General features: G+C 72.7%; 16 protein-coding genes. 11 read left to right on the top strand and 5 right to left on the bottom strand.

Going from position 1 to position 16,984, the window contains the following annotated elements; genetic code table 11:
• Positions 1-40: 40 nt before the first annotated feature.
• Together ACSHXN_RS11305 and ACSHXN_RS11310 are read right to left on the bottom strand one after the other, a co-directional pair.
• On the bottom strand, positions 41-517 hold the full coding sequence (locus ACSHXN_RS11305) for an indole-3-glycerol phosphate synthase (RefSeq protein WP_355800601.1): 477 nt from the start codon (positions 515-517) through the stop codon (positions 41-43).
• Between the two features lie 232 nt (positions 518-749).
• Positions 750-1,568, bottom strand: a complete 819-nt coding sequence (locus ACSHXN_RS11310; protein ID WP_355140758.1) for a pyrimidine reductase family protein — start codon at positions 1,566-1,568, stop codon at positions 750-752.
• A gap of 36 nt (positions 1,569-1,604) precedes the next feature.
• Here ACSHXN_RS11310 and zapE point away from each other — a divergent pair, with 36 nt between their 5' ends.
• The 9 genes from zapE to ACSHXN_RS11355 all read left to right on the top strand — a co-directional run bounded on the left by zapE (position 1,605) and on the right by ACSHXN_RS11355 (position 10,716).
• Positions 1,605-2,702 carry a cell division protein ZapE gene (gene zapE, locus ACSHXN_RS11315; protein ID WP_355140757.1) on the top strand — a complete coding sequence of 366 codons (1,098 nt, stop codon included), beginning with the start codon at positions 1,605-1,607 and terminating at the stop codon, positions 2,700-2,702.
• Between the two features lie 165 nt (positions 2,703-2,867).
• Entirely contained in the window at positions 2,868-3,257 is a 390-nt protein-coding gene (locus ACSHXN_RS11320) for a hypothetical protein (RefSeq protein ID WP_355140756.1), read from the top strand.
• A 148-nt stretch (positions 3,258-3,405) separates the two neighbouring features.
• A complete protein-coding gene (locus tag ACSHXN_RS11325; RefSeq protein ID WP_355140755.1) occupies positions 3,406-3,987 on the top strand; it encodes a carbonic anhydrase in 582 nt (193 codons plus the stop codon).
• An 8-nt stretch (positions 3,988-3,995) separates the two neighbouring features.
• Positions 3,996-5,462 carry a SulP family inorganic anion transporter gene (locus tag ACSHXN_RS11330; protein WP_355140754.1) on the top strand — a complete coding sequence of 489 codons (1,467 nt, stop codon included), beginning with the start codon at positions 3,996-3,998 and terminating at the stop codon, positions 5,460-5,462.
• 132 nt (positions 5,463-5,594) lie between these two features.
• A complete protein-coding gene (locus tag ACSHXN_RS11335) occupies positions 5,595-6,605 on the top strand; it encodes a slipin family protein (RefSeq protein ID WP_355140753.1) in 1,011 nt (336 codons plus the stop codon).
• 97 nt (positions 6,606-6,702) lie between these two features.
• A complete protein-coding gene (gene thrS / locus ACSHXN_RS11340; protein WP_438303025.1) occupies positions 6,703-8,049 on the top strand; it encodes a threonine--tRNA ligase in 1,347 nt (448 codons plus the stop codon).
• Between the two features lie 751 nt (positions 8,050-8,800).
• Complete coding sequence (locus tag ACSHXN_RS11345; RefSeq protein WP_438303026.1) at positions 8,801-9,652, top strand: polysaccharide deacetylase family protein; 852 nt, start codon at positions 8,801-8,803, stop codon at positions 9,650-9,652.
• Positions 9,653-9,698: 46 nt separating this feature from the next.
• Positions 9,699-9,875: a hypothetical protein gene (locus tag ACSHXN_RS11350; RefSeq protein ID WP_355140750.1), complete on the top strand. Its 177-nt coding sequence runs from the start codon at positions 9,699-9,701 to the stop codon at positions 9,873-9,875.
• Positions 9,876-9,948: 73 nt separating this feature from the next.
• A complete protein-coding gene (locus tag ACSHXN_RS11355) occupies positions 9,949-10,716 on the top strand; it encodes an aminoacyl-tRNA hydrolase (protein WP_355140749.1) in 768 nt (255 codons plus the stop codon).
• Between the two features lie 144 nt (positions 10,717-10,860).
• On the opposite strand, the gene ACSHXN_RS11360 is transcribed toward ACSHXN_RS11355, so the two are convergent.
• The gene (locus ACSHXN_RS11360; RefSeq protein ID WP_438303027.1) at positions 10,861-11,793 is read right to left on the bottom strand and encodes a glycoside hydrolase family 16 protein; all 933 of its coding nucleotides are present in this window, start codon (positions 11,791-11,793) and stop codon (positions 10,861-10,863) included.
• Positions 11,794-12,223: 430 nt separating this feature from the next.
• On the opposite strand from ACSHXN_RS11360, the gene ACSHXN_RS11365 reads away from it, so the two are divergent.
• Both ACSHXN_RS11365 and ACSHXN_RS11370 read left to right on the top strand, forming a co-directional pair.
• Positions 12,224-13,600 carry a DUF692 domain-containing protein gene (locus ACSHXN_RS11365; RefSeq protein ID WP_438303028.1) on the top strand — a complete coding sequence of 459 codons (1,377 nt, stop codon included), beginning with the start codon at positions 12,224-12,226 and terminating at the stop codon, positions 13,598-13,600.
• 272 nt (positions 13,601-13,872) lie between these two features.
• Positions 13,873-14,628, top strand: coding sequence for a DUF4142 domain-containing protein (locus ACSHXN_RS11370; protein ID WP_438303029.1), 756 nt, complete (start codon positions 13,873-13,875; stop codon positions 14,626-14,628).
• Between the two features lie 31 nt (positions 14,629-14,659).
• Here ACSHXN_RS11370 and hemQ read toward each other — a convergent pair whose 3' ends face one another.
• Both hemQ and hemG read right to left on the bottom strand, forming a co-directional pair.
• The gene (hemQ, locus tag ACSHXN_RS11375) at positions 14,660-15,391 is read right to left on the bottom strand and encodes a hydrogen peroxide-dependent heme synthase (RefSeq protein WP_355140745.1); all 732 of its coding nucleotides are present in this window, start codon (positions 15,389-15,391) and stop codon (positions 14,660-14,662) included.
• A 4-nt stretch (positions 15,392-15,395) separates the two neighbouring features.
• A complete protein-coding gene (gene hemG / locus ACSHXN_RS11380) occupies positions 15,396-16,853 on the bottom strand; it encodes a protoporphyrinogen oxidase (RefSeq protein WP_355140744.1) in 1,458 nt (485 codons plus the stop codon).
• Positions 16,854-16,984 lie beyond the last annotated feature (131 nt).

Raw genomic sequence — 16,984 nt, forward strand, 5'->3', positions numbered from 1 at the left:
AGCCTATTGCGTGCCGTCCGGGTCGACGCACACCGACCGGTCACTGCGCCTTGCTGTGCGAGAACAGCTTCAGCACCGGCACACCCACCTTGTGCCGGGCTCTCGACGCCCAGTCGCGGTGGAAGAACTCCTCCACGTAGTGGGGGTCGGTCAGCACGATCACCTCGTCCGCGCCGACCTCCCCGACGAGCGCCTTGAGCGCGTCCAGCGGATGGTCCTCGATGAGCCTGCCCTCGGCCTCGCTGCCCGAGGCGTGCAGAGCGGCCAGGGAGACGTCCAGCGCCTGCCGCCCCAGGGCCGCGGCGCTCCTGCCCTCGGGGGTGTCCCGTTCGTGCGCCGCCTCGTCCAGTTCGCCCAGGGCGATGTCGTCGATGGCGCGCAGCAGGCGGTCCGCCTGGTCGCCGCGGGGCTGCAGCAGGACGTGGAAGGAGACCGACTCGTCACCGTGCAGGGTGGTGACGAACTCCACGTCGGCGGATGTGAGGGCCTTCTCGATCATCAGTACGCTCGTGAACACGACGGGCGCCCCTTCTTCTCTTCGAGTCCTTGAGGACCCCGGCGGGCCTCTGCTGCGCGGGCCTTTCGAGGTCTTGCGGAAACCATCCTGCCCCGTGATCGGACGGGCACCACGAGATTCGGTGTGCCCATCGGGAAATCAATGGAACTGAATATTCCATAACATGCCGGAAGATCCACGAAAAACCGGCACATAGGGGTCCGATTCCCCAGAGATCAGGACGCCGCCTCGGCTAGGCGCGACGGTAGCGGCCGAACAGGAAGCCTTCCTCCTCCAGCAGCGACACGAGCGTGAACCGCCGGGGCACCGCGACCGAGGGACCTCCGGCGATCCGCTGCGCGTCGCCCGCCGTGAGCATCGGCGAGACGGTCAGACAGAGCTCGTCCAGGACCCCCGACGCCACCAGCTGCCCCAGCAGGCGCGGGCCGCCCTCGGTGAGCAGCCGGCTCATGCCGAGATCCGCGAGGGTGCGCACGGCACGGACCGGGTCCACCCCCATGCCGTCCCCGGCGATCACCACCCGGGCGCCCGCCCGCTCGGCGGCGGCCACCCGGTCCGGCGCCGCCGCTGCGCCGGTCAGCACCAGCGTGGGCACCAGGGGCGAGCTGAACAGCGGCTCCGAGAAGTCCAGCTCGAGGCTGGCGCTCACGACGGCGATCGCGGGCGCGGGGCCCTGCCCGGCGGCCTTCCGCAGCGCCGCGAAGGCCTCCCGTTCACGCGCCGGACGGTATCCCTCCTGCCGTACCGTCTGCGCGCCCACGACCACCACGTCGGCAAGTCCCCGCAGTGTGCCGAAGATCCGCATGTCGGTGGCGTTCGAGATGGGCTGGGAGCGGCCGTCGTGCTGGGCGGCCCCGTCGAGGGTGGAGACCATGTTGGCCCGCAGCCACGGCTCCCGGCCGCCCGTACCGGTCTCGGGGTAGGCGTACGCCCCGGCCAGCTCCTCCGGCGTCCACTCGCGGTCGCCGGGCGGGACCGCGGGGCCGGCGTCCGAAGCCGGGCCACCCGGTCGGGCCGCTGTCTCGTCGGTCACAGGGAACAGGCGTCGCATCCGTGCAGTGTGGCACGGCCCTTAAGCTGGTGAACCGTGTCGTCTTCCACCGCCGCCTCCGGGATCGAGCCGATAGCCGCAACGGCCCCGCTCTCCCTGTCCTCCCGCGAGCCGCACGTCCCCGCCGACCGGCTCGTCGCCGAAATGGTGCCGCCGCCGCGCTTCGACTCGGTCCGCTTCGCGACGTACATCCCGGACCCGAACCAGCCCAGCCAGAGCGAGGCCGTCCGTGTCCTCGACGACTTCGCCGGGGGGCTCGGCGGCGCGCACGCGGTGACCGCCCGGCGCTCGTTCTTCGGCTTCGGAAAGGCGAAGGCGAAGGCGCCCGCCGGCCCCCGCGGCGTCTACCTCGACGGCGGGTACGGCGTCGGCAAGACCCACCTGCTCGCCTCCCTGTGGCACGCGACACCGGCCGCCCCCGCGCTCAAGGCCTTCGGCACCTTCGTGGAGCTCACGAACCTGGTCGGCGCGCTGGGCTTCCAGCAGACGGTCCGCACGCTCTCCGGCCATCGCCTGCTGTGCATCGACGAGTTCGAGCTCGACGACCCGGGCGACACCGTCCTCGTCTCCACCCTGCTCGGCAAGCTCGTCGACGCGGGCGTCGCCCTCGCGGCCACCTCCAACACCCTGCCGGGCAAGCTCGGCGAGGGCCGCTTCGCCGCCGCGGACTTCCTGCGCGAGATCCAGGGCCTGTCCGCGCGCTTCCGCACGCTGCGCATCGACGGCGAGGACTACCGCCACCGCGGACTGCCCGAGGCACCGGCGCCGTACAGCGACGAGCAGGTCACGAAGGCGGCGTACGCCACCCCCGGCGCCTCGCTCGACGACTTCCCGCACCTGCTGGAGCACCTCGCGCGTGTGCACCCGAGCCGCTACGGCGCACTGACCGACGGCATCAGGGCGGTCTGCCTGACCGAGGTCGAGCCGGTGCCGGACCAGTCCACCGCGCTGCGGCTCGTGGTCCTCGCCGACCGCCTCTACGACCGCGAGGTGCCGGTGCTGGCCGCCGGCGTGCCGTTCGACAAGCTGTTCAGCGACGAGATGCTGAACGGCGGCTACCGCAAGAAGTACTTCCGCGCGATCTCCCGCCTCACGGCGCTCGCCCGGGACGCGAAGGGCTTCGTCGAGGCGTAACAGAACCAAACGGATGTGCGCCACCGGCGCGTTCCGGCCATCCTCACCTCGATTTTTGGGCTCTCCTTTACCTGAAGCGCGAAGTTGACCCTGCAAACGCGCAAGCCGGGTTACCGTGTTCGCCGAGGCACCTACGACGGACGCTCATGGCGGGGAGGGGAGGTCATGGGACGAGGCACGGCGGTCCGGTTCGCGCCGGCGATTCTCTCCGCCGTCCTGCTGGCCCTGTATCTCCTTGCGCCCTCCGCGTCCCTCGCCTCGGTGCACCAGCCCCGTGCGACCGCCGCCGGAACCCCGGAAGCGGTCATGAGCAAGCGCACCGACGAGGCCGTCACCCGCGGTGGTCTCGGACACTCCAAGGGCCTCACAGGTCCGCTGCGCACCCGCGACCGCCACCGCGCATCCGCGGACGCGGCTCCGGAGCCCCCCGCGCCCACGCGGCAGGCGGGCGACACCACGGCCGTGCGGCCGCCGACCCCGCACCGCGCCGCACCGGGCATATCAAGACCGTCAATCGCTCATTCTCCCGCGGCACTTCAGGTGTTCCGCCGCTGAGCTGCTCCCCGGGTACGGACTGACCCGACCCTCCCCTCACCACGCCACGTTGGCCGAGCGCGTCGACGTGGGGTCATGTCGCCGTACCCGCATCTGCCACGTTCTCGTACGCCGACGCGCCACCGAGGCGCGCCAGGAGGAACTGACAATGCAGCCCCTCATCGATCACGCTCGTGCGCACGGACAGCGCCCGGAGGACTTCGCCCCGCTGGCCGACGGCCAGTCTCCCGAGGTCCTGTTCATCACCTGCTCGGACTCCCGGGTGGTCCCGGCGCTGATCACCGGAGCCCGGCCCGGTGAGCTCTTCGAACTGCGCACCGCCGGCAACATCGTGCCCCCGTACGTCTCCGACCGCCCCACCGGCGAAGCGGCCACCATCGAGTACGCCGTCGAGGTGCTCGGCGTCGGTGACGTCGTCGTCTGCGGCCACTCCCACTGCGGGGCCGTCGGCGCGCTGGTGCGCGGCGACGACCTCACCGCCGTGCCGGCCGTGCGCGACTGGCTGGCGCACGCCGCACCCGAGCCACAGGCGTCCGACGCCGACGACCCGACGGTCGCCGAGGCCGTCCAGAACCATGTGCTCGCGCAGTTGCTGCGCCTGCGGTCCTACCCGTGCGTCGAACAACGTCTGGCCACGGGCCGGCTGCGTCTGCACGGCTGGTACTACGAGGTGCACACCGGTGCGGTTCGCGCACACCGCACCGCCACCGACGCGTTCGAAGCGCTGTGAGCGGGCCGATGACCGCACTGCGCGGATTACCGCACCTCAAAGAGGACTTCGTCGCCTCCCTCGTCGTCTTCCTCGTCGCGCTGCCCCTGTGCGTGGGCGTGGCCGTCGCCTCCGGCGTACCCGCCGAACTCGGCCTGGTCACCGGCATCGTGGGCGGCATCGTCACCGGGTTGATGCGCGGCAGCAGCCTCCAGGTCTCCGGGCCGGCGGCGGGGCTGACCGTGCTCGTCTTCGAGGCGGTGCGGGAGTTCGGGCTTCCGGTGCTGGGCGCGATCGTGCTCGTCACCGGTGTGCTCCAGCTCCTCATGGGCGCCCTGCGGCTGGGGCGCTGGTTCCGGGCGATCTCCGTCTCCGTGGTGGAAGGCATGCTGGCCGGCATCGGTCTGGTGCTGGTCGCCGGGCAGCTGTACTCGGTGGCCGGGCGACAGGCCCCCGCGTCCGGCCTGGAGAAGCTGGCCGGACTGCCCGGAGCACTGGCCGGCGCCGTCGCGAGCGCCGAGGCGCTCCCCCCGCTCGTCCTCGGTGCGGGCACCATCGCCGTCCTCGTGCTGTGGCCGCACCTGCCCCGCGTGGTGCGGGCGGTGCCCGGGCCCCTCGCGGCGGTGGGGCTCGCCACCCTTGCCACCGCCGTCCTCGACCTGCGGGTGGCCACGGTCGAGGTCCGGGGACTGCTGGACTCCGTCCACCCGCCGTCCCTGGACGCCCTCGGTGAACAGGCGAGCGCCGGCCTGCTCGGCACGATCGTCGCGTTCACCCTGATCGCCTCGGCCGAGTCGATGTTCAGCGCCGCCGCCGTGGACCGGCTGCACAACGGTCCACGCACCGAGTACAACAGGGAACTGATCGCCCAGGGCGCCGGCAACACGGTCTGCGGGCTGCTCGGCGCGCTGCCCATGACCGCGGTGATCGTGCGCAGCGCGGCCAACGTCCAGGCGGGTGCCAGGACCAAGGTCTCCCGGGTGCTGCACGGCGTGTGGCTGCTGCTGTTCGCGGCGCTGCTGCCGTCCGTGCTGGCGCACATACCGATCCCCGCACTGGCCGGGATCCTCGTGTACTCAGGCGCCAGGCTCGTCCCCGTGCGGCAGCTCGTCACCCTGTGGCGGGAGCACCGGGGCGAGGCGTTCATCCTCGTGGTCACCGCGCTGTCGATCGTCGCGGTCAGCATGTTCGAAGGAGTGCTCATCGGCCTCGCGCTCGCCGTGGTGAAGACCGCCTGGGAGGCCTCGCACATCAGGCTGGAGGTCGTCGACAAGGGCGCGGGCCCGGTCCAGGCGCACCTGTCGGGCAACGCGACCTTCCTGCGGCTGCCGAAGATCCTCGACAGCCTGGAGGCGCTTCCCCAGGACCGTCCCGTCGAGCTGGACCTCTCGGGACTGCACCACCTCGACCACGCCTGCCGTACGGCCCTGGAGAACTGGGCGGAGCGGCACAGCGCGGCCGGGACGGAACCGGTGCGGATGACGTCCGGCCGCTGACGGCGCACAGCCGCTCCGCCCCCGCGGGGCGAGGGCGCGCCGGTATCGCACCGGCGGCCCTCGCCTCGCGGGCTTCGGCGGAATTATGGTGGCAAGTACAGACATACCTGGCCTCTCGACGAGGAGGTCGTCATGATCCAGGAGCTGGTGGGTGCCTTGGTGGCGGCGGGCGCCGTCGGGCTCGTGGGCCTCGCCGCCGCGGCGCGGGTCATCAAGCAGTACGAGCGTGGCGTGGTCTTCCGGTTCGGACGGCTCCTCGGGTCCCCCAGGACACCGGGCTTCACCGTGATCGTTCCGGGGGTCGACCGGATGCACAAGGTGAACATGCAGATCGTCACACTGCCCATTCCCGCGCAGGAAGGCATCACGCGGGACAACGTGACCGTGCGGGTGGACGCCGTCGTCTACTTCAAGGTGGTCGACGCGGCGAACGCGCTCATCCAGGTCGAAGACTACCGGTTCGCGGTCTCGCAGATGGCGCAGACCTCGCTGCGCTCGATCATCGGCAAGAGCGATCTGGACGACCTGCTCTCCAACCGCGAGAAGCTCAACCAGGGGCTCGAGCTGATGATCGACAGTCCGGCCATCGGCTGGGGTGTGCAGATCGACCGGGTCGAGATCAAGGACGTGTCCCTGCCCGACACCATGAAGCGTTCGATGGCCCGCCAGGCGGAGGCCGACCGTGAGCGCCGCGCACGCATCATCAACGCGGACGCGGAGCTGCAGGCCTCCAAGAAGCTGGCCGAGGCCGCCGGGGTGATGTCCGAACAGCCCGCCGCGCTCCAGCTGCGGCTGCTGCAGACAGTGGTCGCGGTCGCGGCCGAGAAGAACTCCACCCTTGTGCTGCCGTTCCCGGTCGAACTGCTGCGCTTCCTCGAACGGGCGGCGCCCCCGGACGGAGCGCAGGGGCCCGCCGAAGGCCGGTCCTCGTCGGCACCGACTGCCGAGGAGGCGGGGGCTCCCACGCCCTCGACGGCACCGAAGCCCCTGGAGGAAGCCGCGTCCTCGTCCGGTGGCGGGGCCACGTCGGCGGCCGGTCTTCCCGTCGAACAGCTACCGGCACCCGAGGCGGCCCCGGTGCCCGAGCCGACCGTGGTGCGGCCCGGCCCCACATCCGACGGCTCCCCGTCGACCCACCCGTAGATCCGGACCGGCCCCGTCGGGAAACCGCGCGGCGGCCGGGGAATGGAGAGGCGCCCTTGTCCGCCGCCTGCTAGGTTCTGCGACATGCAGCGCGCCCATGTGTCCACGACGACGCCGGAGAGTGTCCCGGCGCGCTGACCGACGACCGAAGGTCGAAGCCCCGGGGCGAGTGCCCCGGGGCTTCGCCGTGCGTGGTCCCCCTCGCCCCCACCGAGAGGAGACCACGATGCACGACCACCGCCGCCTCGGCCGTGAACTCGGCCTGTTCGACACCGACCCGCTGGTGGGCGCGGGCCTGCCGTACTGGCTGCCCGACGGCGCCGTCGTACGGCACACCCTCGAGGAGTACGTGCGCGACCTGGAACGCCGTGCGGGCTATCGGCACGTGTACTCGCCGGTCCTCGGCAAGCGGGAGCTGTACGAGATCTCCGGGCACTGGGCGCACTACAGCGACGACATGTTCCCGCCCATGGATCTGGGCGGAGAGCAGGTCGTACTGCGGCCGAGCCTGTGTCCCCACCACGCTCTGATCTACCGCTCCCGCCCGCACAGCTATCGGGAACTTCCCCTGCGGATCGCGGAGCTGGGCGGCATGTACCGCTCCGAGCTGTCCGGGGTGCTCGGCGGACTGACCCGCGTACGGGCCATCCAGCTGAACGACGCGCATGTCTTCTGCACCCTGGACCAGGCGGTCGAGGAAGCGGAAGCGGCGCTGCGCATGATCGGCGAGGCCCATGCGGCGCTCGGTATCCGCCCCGTCCGCCACCGGCTGTCGCTGCCGGGCCCTGGCGGCAAATACGTCGCCGATCCGGACCTGTGGCGCCGGGCCTCGGCGATGCTGCGCGAGGTCCTGGACCGCGCCGGTGTCGCCTACGAGGCGGTGGAGGGCGAGGCCGCGTTCTACGGCCCCAAGATCGACGTCCAGATCGCCGATCCGGCGGGTCGCGAGTCCACCCTGTCCACCGTGCAGATCGACCTCCATCAGCCGGAGCGCTTCGATCTGCGCTACACCGGCCCCGACGGTTCCCGTCACCGCCCGGTGATGGTCCACCGCAGCGTCATCGGCAGCCTGGAACGTGCCGTCGCCCATCTCCTCGAGGCGCACGGTGGCGCCTTCCCCGCCTGGCTCGCCCCGACCCAGATCGTGGTCCTGCCCGTCTCCGACACCGAGTCCGAGCATGCCGCACGGCTGGTGGAGCGGTGTCTGGAGCAAGGGCTGCGGGCGCGGTCGGCCACCCCCGAGGAGGGCACCCTCGGCGCGCGCATCCGGGCGGCACGCCTGGTGCCCTACCAGGCGGTGATCGGCGCCCGGGAGGCCGCGGTCGATCACGTCTCGCTGCGCCTGCGGGACGGCCGGCGCCTGGAGCCGCAGCCCGCCGAGGAGGTGCTGCACCGTGTCGGTGGGCTCGTCACCCACCGAAGCACCGGCCTCTGGAACGAGTGACAGAGACGGGCTGCGAACGCGGGGGTGGTGCCCATGGAGCGCTCCGTGGACACCACTCCTTCGTCGTGGCCCGCGGCCACCCCCGACAACGGCAACCACCCGCCGCGAGCACCGACCGCACGTCGACATGGGCGCCACCTCACCGCCGACACCGACCGTCCGCCGACATCGACGGCCACTCGCCGCCGACACCGACGTCACGACGGGAACACCGACCCCCGGTCGAACGGGACCCGACCGCTCCCCGACAACGGCAACCACACACCGGGAACGCCAACCGCACGTCGGCAACACCGCCGAACCGCCGCATACATCGACCGTCCGCCGACAAGACGGCCACTCGCCGCCGACACCGACGTCACGACGGGAGGACCGGCCACCCGTCGACCACACCGGGCACCCCCACGACGGGACCAGCGCCCCGAAACCCCGGACAACCACGTCCGCCCGACCACAACACCGGCCGGGCACCGGGAAGAGCGAGCGCGGTACGGCTTGACCGGCGGGCCGCCGTGCATGCCGACGACCGTCGGGATCAGCGGCCCTCGTCCGGCGATTCGACAGGTGCGCCGGGCTCGCCGACCGTCCGCCGCGGACACCCGGCCGTCGACGTGGAGCGACCCGAACCGGACCGCGTGCTCGGCCGGTGGGAGGTGGCGGCGGCAGCCGGGCGGGTGGATTCGTTTCCGTCGCAGCCCGGCGCATACGCGAGGTGAGCTTTTCCGATGATTCGACCCTCTACGTTCGTACGGTGATCCTTCTCGTCCGACGCATCGCCGCTGTGTGCGTCATCGGTGCGGCACTGGCCGCCTGCGGAGCCCCCGGCACGTCTCTGCGCCCCGCGCCGCACTCGGCGCCGCTCCCGGCACCGCCCACGTCGGCCGCGCCCCCGACCACGGCCGCCCCCGGGCCCGCGGGGCAGACGCCGGTCTTCACGAGGGCCACCACACAGGAGAAGGTCGTCGCCCTCACCTTCGACGCGGACCAGGACGTGGATGCGGGACCACGGGCCGCGGCAGCCGGCGCACGCATCGACTTTCCGCAGCTGGCCGAGGCGCTGCGGAACCTGAAGGTGCCGGCGACCGTGTTCATGAGCGGCCGGTGGGCCGACGGGAACCGCCGGGAGGCGCGGGCGATCGGCCGGGACCCGCTCTTCGAGGTCGCCGGCCACTCCTACGGCAACTCCTCCGTCACCGGCGGCTGCCGGGGGCTGCCCGCCCTGCCGGCGAACATGATGCGCTCGGACGTGGAGCGCGCCTTCACGGCGATCCGCACCGCGGGCGTGCCCCGTCCGATGCCGTACATCCGCTTCCCCGGCGGCTGTCACGACACCCGGGCGCTGCGCACCATCGGTTCGCTCGGTGTCACCGCGGTCCAGTGGGACGTGATCGGCGGCGACGCACCCGCGACGGACACCGCCACGACCGTGCGGCAGGTGCTGGACGGGGTCCGGCCGGGCTCCGTCGTCGCCCTGCACCGCACGGGCGGCTCGGCCCCGCAGAGCGGGCAGGTGGTCAGGGCGGTGGTGCCCGAGCTGCGTGGACGCGGCTACCGTTTCGTCAAGGTCTCCGAGTTGATCGGCATGTCCGGCGGCCGGCCGTAGCGGCCCGTGCCGTGATGGGGCCCGCGCCCCGGCTTAGGCTTGCCGTATGAGCGACTACTGCGACACGGAGGCGCCCTCACCGGTGCCCGGGGCGGCCGGACCGCCGTTCGCCGACTGCGTGCTGTGCCGGGAGCCCACGGAGTACCCGGAGTCGCACAAGGGGATCACGCTCTGCCCGGTCTGCGAGTGGCAGGAGGCACAGCGCACGGCCTGCTCGGGATGACCGCGCGGGGCGCCTCGGTGGTCACCGCTCTCCTCCGGAACGACCCGGTCTTCCGCCTGGCAGACTTGACGCCGTGAGCAGTGACCAGACCCCCTCGGCGTCGCCCGACTCCCCGCACGACGACCGGACCGGCCGCGCCGGCCAAAACAGCCCCTTCCGCTCCGAGCGCACCACGCGCGACGAGGCCCCACAGTTCGTGCTGCCGCTCGTCGTACGCGTCGAGCGTGCCGCTCCCCCGGCGCGTACGGACGCGCTGGAGACCGCGGCGCGGGCCGTGCTCGTGATCCTCGGCGACGAACGGTCGCTGGGCGAGGGCGTATGGGCCGGGGCGATCCGGGACTGGCAGGACGCGCGGATCCGCAAGGTGGTGCGGAGGGCGCGCGGCGCGGAGTGGCGCCGGGCCGAGGCGCTGCCGGGCATCACGGTCACGGGCAAGTCGGCCGAGGTCCGTGTCTTCCCGCCCGTCCCGCTGGACGGCTGGCCCAAGGATCTCGCCCGGCTCCAGGTCTCCGGCACGGATCTCGACGACCCGGAGCCGCCGGTCGAGGCCGAGGCCACGGCTCCCGTGCTGTGGCTCAATCCCGGCCTGGAGATGTCGGCGGGCAAGGCGATGGCCCAGGCCGGACACGGGGCCCAGCTCGCCTGGTGGGCGCTGCCCGACGAGGAGCGCGCGGCGTGGCGGGACGCGGGCTTCCCGCTGGCCGTCCGTACCGCGGACCCGTCCCACTGGGCCGAACTCACCGCATCCGGCCTGCCGTTGGTGAAGGACGCCGGCTTCACGGAGATCGCCCCGGGCAGCTGCACGGTGGTGGCGGACCATCCGGCACTGCACCACGGCTGACCGGCCGGGAAACCCGGTCCGGTCGGCGGACGCCGGGACTTCACCCGGGGACGGTGACCGGGCCGGAGGCCCCCGGCCGACGGCGCGGACCGCCACCGGTCTCCCGGTGCATGGAGGAGTGGTCCGGGGACCCTGCGTCGGCCGTCAGCCCGCTCTGCCCCCGGTGTACGTGTAGGCGGTCACCCATGTGATGTCCATCTGCGCCCATGAACCCGGCGCGGCGTACGCCCCGTACAGGGCGCTCTCGTTCTGAAGGATCCAGCTCAGCGGCCGCGCGGCGACGCCCCGGCTGTCGCTGAGGAGGAGCCGGCCGTCCAGGTAGTAGCGGGCGAGCCCGGGTGTCCACTCCAGGCCGACCGTGTGCCACTCGGTGAAGGGCCTGCCGGTGTCGGCCCCGCCCTGGGGGCGTCCGTCGCACGGGTGGTGGAAGAAGTGGACGGTGTCGACCCACGACTGCTCGTACATGTCCATCTCGCAGCCGCCTCCGTAGAGAAGCCAGGCGCTCTTGTATCCCGGCGCGGCCCTCACGACCCGCACCCGGGCGGTGTACTTCCCGTACGTCTGCCGCATCACCCTGCGCGGTACGACGGCCGCGACATGGAGGTCGCCCCCGGACACCGGACGGTACATGCGGATGTGCATACGGCCGTCGCCGTCCGCGGCGGGGCCGACCCACACGGTGTCGTCGGCCCGGTACTCGCCCCCGAGCACGCGGTCGTTGCCGTTGGAGTGGTTGCGCGGATGGGCGGTGTCGTACCAGCCGCGGGGGTAGGCCCACCAGTCGGCGCGGTAGGAGCCGGTGAGGCCGCCGCAGTGGGCGTTGCGGGTGTCGGCGTCGTGGTCGCAGTCGCTGAAGGAGCCGAGCGGCACCACGTCACCGTCGAAGTCCTCGGCGAACACCTGGTGGAAGGGGCCGCAGTCGCCGCGTGGCATGACGTCGGCGGTGGTGTGGCAGGCGTCCTCGGACGGCGGCACCGCGGTCGCCTGCGGCACGGTGAGCGCCGCCTCCAGTACGGCCGTCACGAGAGATGCGGCACCGCGCAGGCGGTACCGGCCGCGGCGGCGGGGTCGGCTCATCCTCTGCTCCTCACTCCCGGCCGCGACCGGCGCGGCGCCGGCCTCTGCCCGTGGACCGGACAGGGCCACGTACGGCCTCCACCAAGGTCTTCCTGGCAGCCGGGCCCGGCTGCTCGGCCGTTCGGGTCGAACCGTGCGGCGGTACGGCGCCCTCCCCCTGCCGACGGCCACCGGCCGGACCGGGCACCGCCGACACCCACCGCCGGACCCCGGACCGGTACTGCCGCGTCGGCCCCGCGGGAGCCGATCCGGGTTGAGGGCGAACCTCAAATGTTGCTCTGAACGTCCTCCGGCAGGGGTTCGGCTCCGCGGGCCGGGGTCATGACTCCGTCACACCGGCAGCGGTGGTGCGTCGACGGGGGCGCGCGGCACGGCCGTTCGGCCGTGCCCGCAGGGCGGCGGCCGGTGGACCAGGGTGGAGGAGCGGACCATGCGGCGACTGGGAACGGGCATCGGATGGCGGCCGGAGATCGCCGATGCCGTGGAGCGCATGCCGGGCATCGACTGGGTCGAGACCGTGGCCGAGAACGTGTGCCCCGGACATCTGCCCGAGTCGCTGCTGCGCCTGCGGAGGCGAGGCGTCACCGTCGTCCCGCACGGTGTCTCCCTCGGCCTCGGTGGCGCGGAACGCCCCGACGGGGCCCGGCTGGCCGACCTCGCCGAGAGGGCCGCGGCGCTGGAGGCGCCGCTGGTCACGGAGCACATCGCGTTCGTCAGGGCGGGCGGGCCGCTGACCGCCTCCCCGATGCTGGAGGCGGGCCATCTGCTCCCGGTCCCGCGCACGCGCGACGCGCTGGACGTCCTCTGCGAGAACATCCGCATCGCTCAGGACGCCCTGCCCGTGCCGCTCGCCGTGGAGAACATCGCGGCGCTGATCTCCTGGCCCGACGAGGAGATGACCGAGGGCCAGTTCCTCTACGAACTGGTCGACCGCACCGGGGTGGGGCTGCTGATCGATGTCGCGAACCTCCACACCAACCACGTCAACCGGGGCGAGGACCCGGCCAGGGCGCTGGACGAGCTGCCCGTCGAGGCCATCGCGTACGTCCATGTGGCGGGCGGCTACGAACGCGACGGCGTCTGGCACGACAGCCATGCCCACCCGGTGCCGCCGCCGGTCCTCGACATCCTGGCCGACCTGGCGTCCCGCGCCACCCCGCCCGGCGTCCTGCTCGAGCGCGACGAGAACTTCCCCGAACCGGCCGAGCTGGAGAGGGAACTGACCGAGATCCGGCGGACGGTGCGGACGGCGGAACAGTCACCCGCGGCCTCGTGGACACACCCCGCCGGCCTGTGCCCGACGAGCGGCTCCGCCACCACGGCCACGGCCGCTCCGCCCGAGGACGCGGCGGCCTCACCGGCAGCGCGGGGCTCCGGCGACGGTGACACCACCGCGGAACGTGGCCGGCTCGCGCTCGCTCAGGCCGCGCTGCTCTCCGCGCTCGTCGCCGGCACGCCCGTGCCCGAGGGGTTCGACCGGGTGCGGCTCGGGGTGCAGGCCCGTGCCCTTGCCGGCAAGCGGGCCGGCGTCGTGGCGAAGGTCGCGCCCGAACTGCCCGAGATCCTCGGCGAGGAATTCCGGCCCGCCTTCCTGGCCTACGCCCATCACCGTCCGATGACGGGCGGATACCGGCGCGACGCCCTCGACTTCGCCGAGCATCTGCTGCGCGCCGGCCGGCCGGCGGACACCGGGACCGGGCGCCGGCTGCGCGCCTGGTGGCTGGAGCGCTCGGGGCCCACGCCCCCGTCCCGGCGCCCCACCGCCCGGCTGGCCCGGGCCACACGCCGGGTGCTGCTGCGGCACTGAGCGAGCCCGCACTCCCCGCACCTTGGGTGGGGCACGGGAGGCCGTCGCGGGCGAATGTGCCGCGGATAACACAGCGGGCGCGCAGCGGGGACGAAGGGGCTGGTTCGCCCCTGTTTCACCGGAGAAGGACACCTGCGGACATGCCGCATTCGGTCCTTGTCGCCCGCTTTCCAAGCGAATGCCCGCGTACGGCAGTTGGCGGATACGGCGCAGTAATATGCCCATCCGCACCCGAAGCGCACTAGCGTGCGGTGCCGCAAGCAGGAGGCACCATGCGATCCAGACCCGTCCGAGGCCGCGGAATCTTCAGCGGCACGGGGCTCCTCATCACCTTGCTCGCGGGAACCCTCGCCGCACTGATCTTCCCGGTCTGGTCCTACGCGGACCGCTCCGGCACCGGGCTGGACACCCTCAACGCCCAGACCGTGCCCACCGCCTACGGCCCCCTGTCCGCGCTGGACCGGGACTTCGTCGGCAGGGTCCGGCTGGCCGGGCTGTGGGAGCTGCCGGCCGGACAGCAGGCCGAACAGAAGGGCACCACCCAGGCCGTGCGCACCGCGGGCGAGCACCTGGTCACCGGCCACACCTTTCTGGACTCCCGCGTCCGCGACGTCGCCGGGCGCCTCGGCCTCGCCCTGCCCAACCAGCCGAACGCGCAGCAACGCCAGTGGCTCGCCATCCTCGACGCGGCCCGGGGCCAGGAGTACGACCGCGACTTCGCCAACCTCCTGCGCCGGGCCCACGGCAAGGTCTTCGCCGTCGTCGCTCAGGTGCGGGCCACCACCCGCAACTCACTCGTGCGCGCTCTCGCCGACGACGCGAACACCACCGTCCTCGACCACATCAAGGTCCTCGAGGCCACGGGTTACGTCGACTTCGACGCGCTCGCCGAGGACGCGGCCACCGGGAGCCCGGCCCCGCTCACCCCGTCCCCCGCTCCCCCGGGGCCCACGGACGATCCCGGCACTCCGGTCCCGGTGACGCCGACGTACACACTGCCGCCGGCGGCGTCCAGCCCCCCGCCGTGACGGGGGCGCCGGACGCCCGGCCTCCGATCGATCAGGCGAGACCCTCGACCAGTTCGGCGACCGACTTGCGCCGGCCGGTGAAGAACGGCACCTCCTCGCGCACGTGCATCCGGGCCTCCGAGCCGCGCAGATGACGCATGAGGTCGACGATGCGGTACAGCTCATCGGCCTCGAAGGCGAGGACCCACTCGTAGTCGCCGAGGGAGAACGAGGCGACCGTGTTGGCCCGCACGTCCGGGTAGCCGCGGGCCATCTTGCCGTGGTCCGCGAGCATGCGGCGGCGGTCCTCGTCCGGCAGCAGGTACCAGTCGTAGGAACGCACGAACGGGTAGACGCTGACGTAGTTGCGCGGGGTCTCGTCCGCGAGGAACGCCGGGATGTGCGAGCGGTTGAACTCGGCGGGACGGTGCAGCGCCATGTTCGACCAGACCGGCTCCAGCGCGCGGCCCCACCGCGTGCGGCGGAAGAGGTTGTACGCCTCCTGCAGTTGGTCGCTGGTCTCCGCGTGCCACCAGATCATGAGGTCGGCGTCGGCGCGCAGGCCCGACAGGTCGTACGTGCCCCGGACGGTCACGTCCTTCGCGGCCAGCTGGTCGAACAGCTCCTGGACCTCGTCGGCGTACCCGGCGCGGTCCTCGGGAAGCATGTCCTTCAGCTTGAAGACGGACCACAGCGTGTAGCGGATGACCTCGTTGAGGTCCTTGGCCAGTTTGCCCTTGTTCGGGATCCGGCCGGCCTCGGTGGTGGGTGCGTCGTCACTCATGTTCCTATTCTCCCGCTCCGCCGTGCAGACTCTGCACCGGGTTGGCGGTGAGCTCCTCGACACCGCGCAGATCGCCGCCGAGCTGATCGACGGCGGCGTACGCGCTCGCGATGCACGCCGGGATGCCGACCCCGTCGTAGGCCGCGCCGCACACCGCCAGTCCCGGCAGCTTCGCCACGTGCTCGCGGATGCGGGCCACGCGCGCGTGGTGGCCCACGGGGTACTGCGGCAGGCCGTCGGTCCAGCGGGTGACACGGCTCTCCAGCACAGGGGCGTCCACCCCGGTCGCCTCGCGCAGGTCGTGCCGCGAGAGGGCCACGAGATCGGCGTCCTCGCGCTGGAGGATCTCCGTCTCGGCGTAGCGGCCGACGGACGTCCTCAGCACGACGACGTCCGGGTCCTCGTCCCCGATCCAGCCCCACTTCTGGGAGGCGAAGGTCGACGCCTTGATCGTCCGCCCGTCGACCGGCGGCACCAGGAAGCCGCTGCCCTCGGGAAGGGTGATGTCGGCACGGCGGTAGGCGAGGGTGACGAGCGCCATGGAGGCGTACTCGACGACGTCCAGTTCGGCGGCGGCCTTGGCGCTGACACCGCGCAGCAGCCGCGCGGCCTGACGGGCGGGTGCCGCCACGACCACCGCGTCCGCCTCGACGGTGCCGCCGTCGAGGCGGACCTGCCATCCTGCGGGAGTGCGGATCAGGCCGTCCGCCGCGGTCCCCGGACGGATCTCGCCGCCCCGGGCCCGCACCGACTCGGCCACTGCGAGCGGGAGACGGCCGACGCCCCCCTCGATGCCCATGAACACCGGGCCCGTCTGCGCGGCCGCGGCCCCCTTCGCCTGGATGTCGCGTACCGCTTCCGTCAGCGAGGCGTGGTCCCTGGCGGCCTGGAAGAGCTGCGGAACGGCCGAACGCATGGAGATGCGGTACGCGTCGCCCGCGTACACCCCGCCGAGCAGCGGTTCCACCAGGCGGTCGACGACCTCGCGGCCGAGCCGGGCCGCCACGTACTCCCCCACCGCCACGTCGTCGCCGACCTCCGTGCGCGGCAGTTCGGCGTCCTGTTCGATGCGGCGCAGTCCTTCGTCCGACAGCACTCCGGACAGTGCGGAGGCGGCACCGGGGACGCCCATGACATGCCCCTTCGGCATCGGCCGCAGGGCGCCGCGCGTCCAGATCGAGGCGGTCGAGGTGGCCGGTGGCCGAAGCCTCTCCGCGAGGCCCGCCTCACGGGCCAGAGACACCGCCTCGGGACGCCGCGCCAGCATGGACTCGGCGCCGAGGTCGACCCGCACCCCCGCGATCTCGCCCGGCAGCAGTTTGCCGCCGACCCGGTCCGCCGCCTCCAGGACCGTCACCCGCATCCCCCGGTCCAGCAGCCGGTGGGCGGCGGCCAGCCCCGCGATCCCGCCTCCGATGACGACGACGTGTCCCGCGTCCGGGCGGGTGTGCGTTGCGCTCATGCCCCCAGCCTCTCAAACGGTTCCCGGAGGCCGGGGAGCGGTGTGTGCCGCTGCCGAACGGCCTGGCGCGGGTGTCCCCGCCGAGTCCCGACCGTGACCGCATCGGGACCGGATCCGGCCAACGTTCGGTA

The sequence above is a fragment of the Streptomyces sp. HUAS TT11 genome (assembly GCF_051553595.1).
Taxonomy (GTDB): Bacteria; Actinomycetota; Actinomycetes; order Streptomycetales; family Streptomycetaceae; genus Streptomyces.

What these genes read in the sequence shown, in the direction of transcription:
- ACSHXN_RS11360 (WP_438303027.1), bottom strand. Translation starts at nt 11,793, where the DNA reads ATGAGCCGACCCCGCCGCCGCGGCCGGTACCGCCTGCGCGGTGCCGCA.
- ACSHXN_RS11310 (WP_355140758.1), bottom strand. Translation starts at nt 1,568, where the DNA reads ATGCGACGCCTGTTCCCTGTGACCGACGAGACAGCGGCCCGACCGGGT.
- ACSHXN_RS11325 (WP_355140755.1), top strand. Translation starts at nt 3,406, where the DNA reads ATGCAGCCCCTCATCGATCACGCTCGTGCGCACGGACAGCGCCCGGAG.
- thrS (WP_438303025.1), top strand. Translation starts at nt 6,703, where the DNA reads ATGTGTCCACGACGACGCCGGAGAGTGTCCCGGCGCGCTGACCGACGA.
- ACSHXN_RS11370 (WP_438303029.1), top strand. Translation starts at nt 13,873, where the DNA reads ATGCGATCCAGACCCGTCCGAGGCCGCGGAATCTTCAGCGGCACGGGG.
- hemG (WP_355140744.1), bottom strand. Translation starts at nt 16,853, where the DNA reads ATGAGCGCAACGCACACCCGCCCGGACGCGGGACACGTCGTCGTCATC.
- ACSHXN_RS11320 (WP_355140756.1), top strand. Translation starts at nt 2,868, where the DNA reads ATGGGACGAGGCACGGCGGTCCGGTTCGCGCCGGCGATTCTCTCCGCC.
- ACSHXN_RS11335 (WP_355140753.1), top strand. Translation starts at nt 5,595, where the DNA reads ATGATCCAGGAGCTGGTGGGTGCCTTGGTGGCGGCGGGCGCCGTCGGG.
- ACSHXN_RS11350 (WP_355140750.1), top strand. Translation starts at nt 9,699, where the DNA reads ATGAGCGACTACTGCGACACGGAGGCGCCCTCACCGGTGCCCGGGGCG.
- ACSHXN_RS11330 (WP_355140754.1), top strand. Translation starts at nt 3,996, where the DNA reads ATGACCGCACTGCGCGGATTACCGCACCTCAAAGAGGACTTCGTCGCC.
- hemQ (WP_355140745.1), bottom strand. Translation starts at nt 15,391, where the DNA reads ATGAGTGACGACGCACCCACCACCGAGGCCGGCCGGATCCCGAACAAG.
- ACSHXN_RS11365 (WP_438303028.1), top strand. Translation starts at nt 12,224, where the DNA reads ATGCGGCGACTGGGAACGGGCATCGGATGGCGGCCGGAGATCGCCGAT.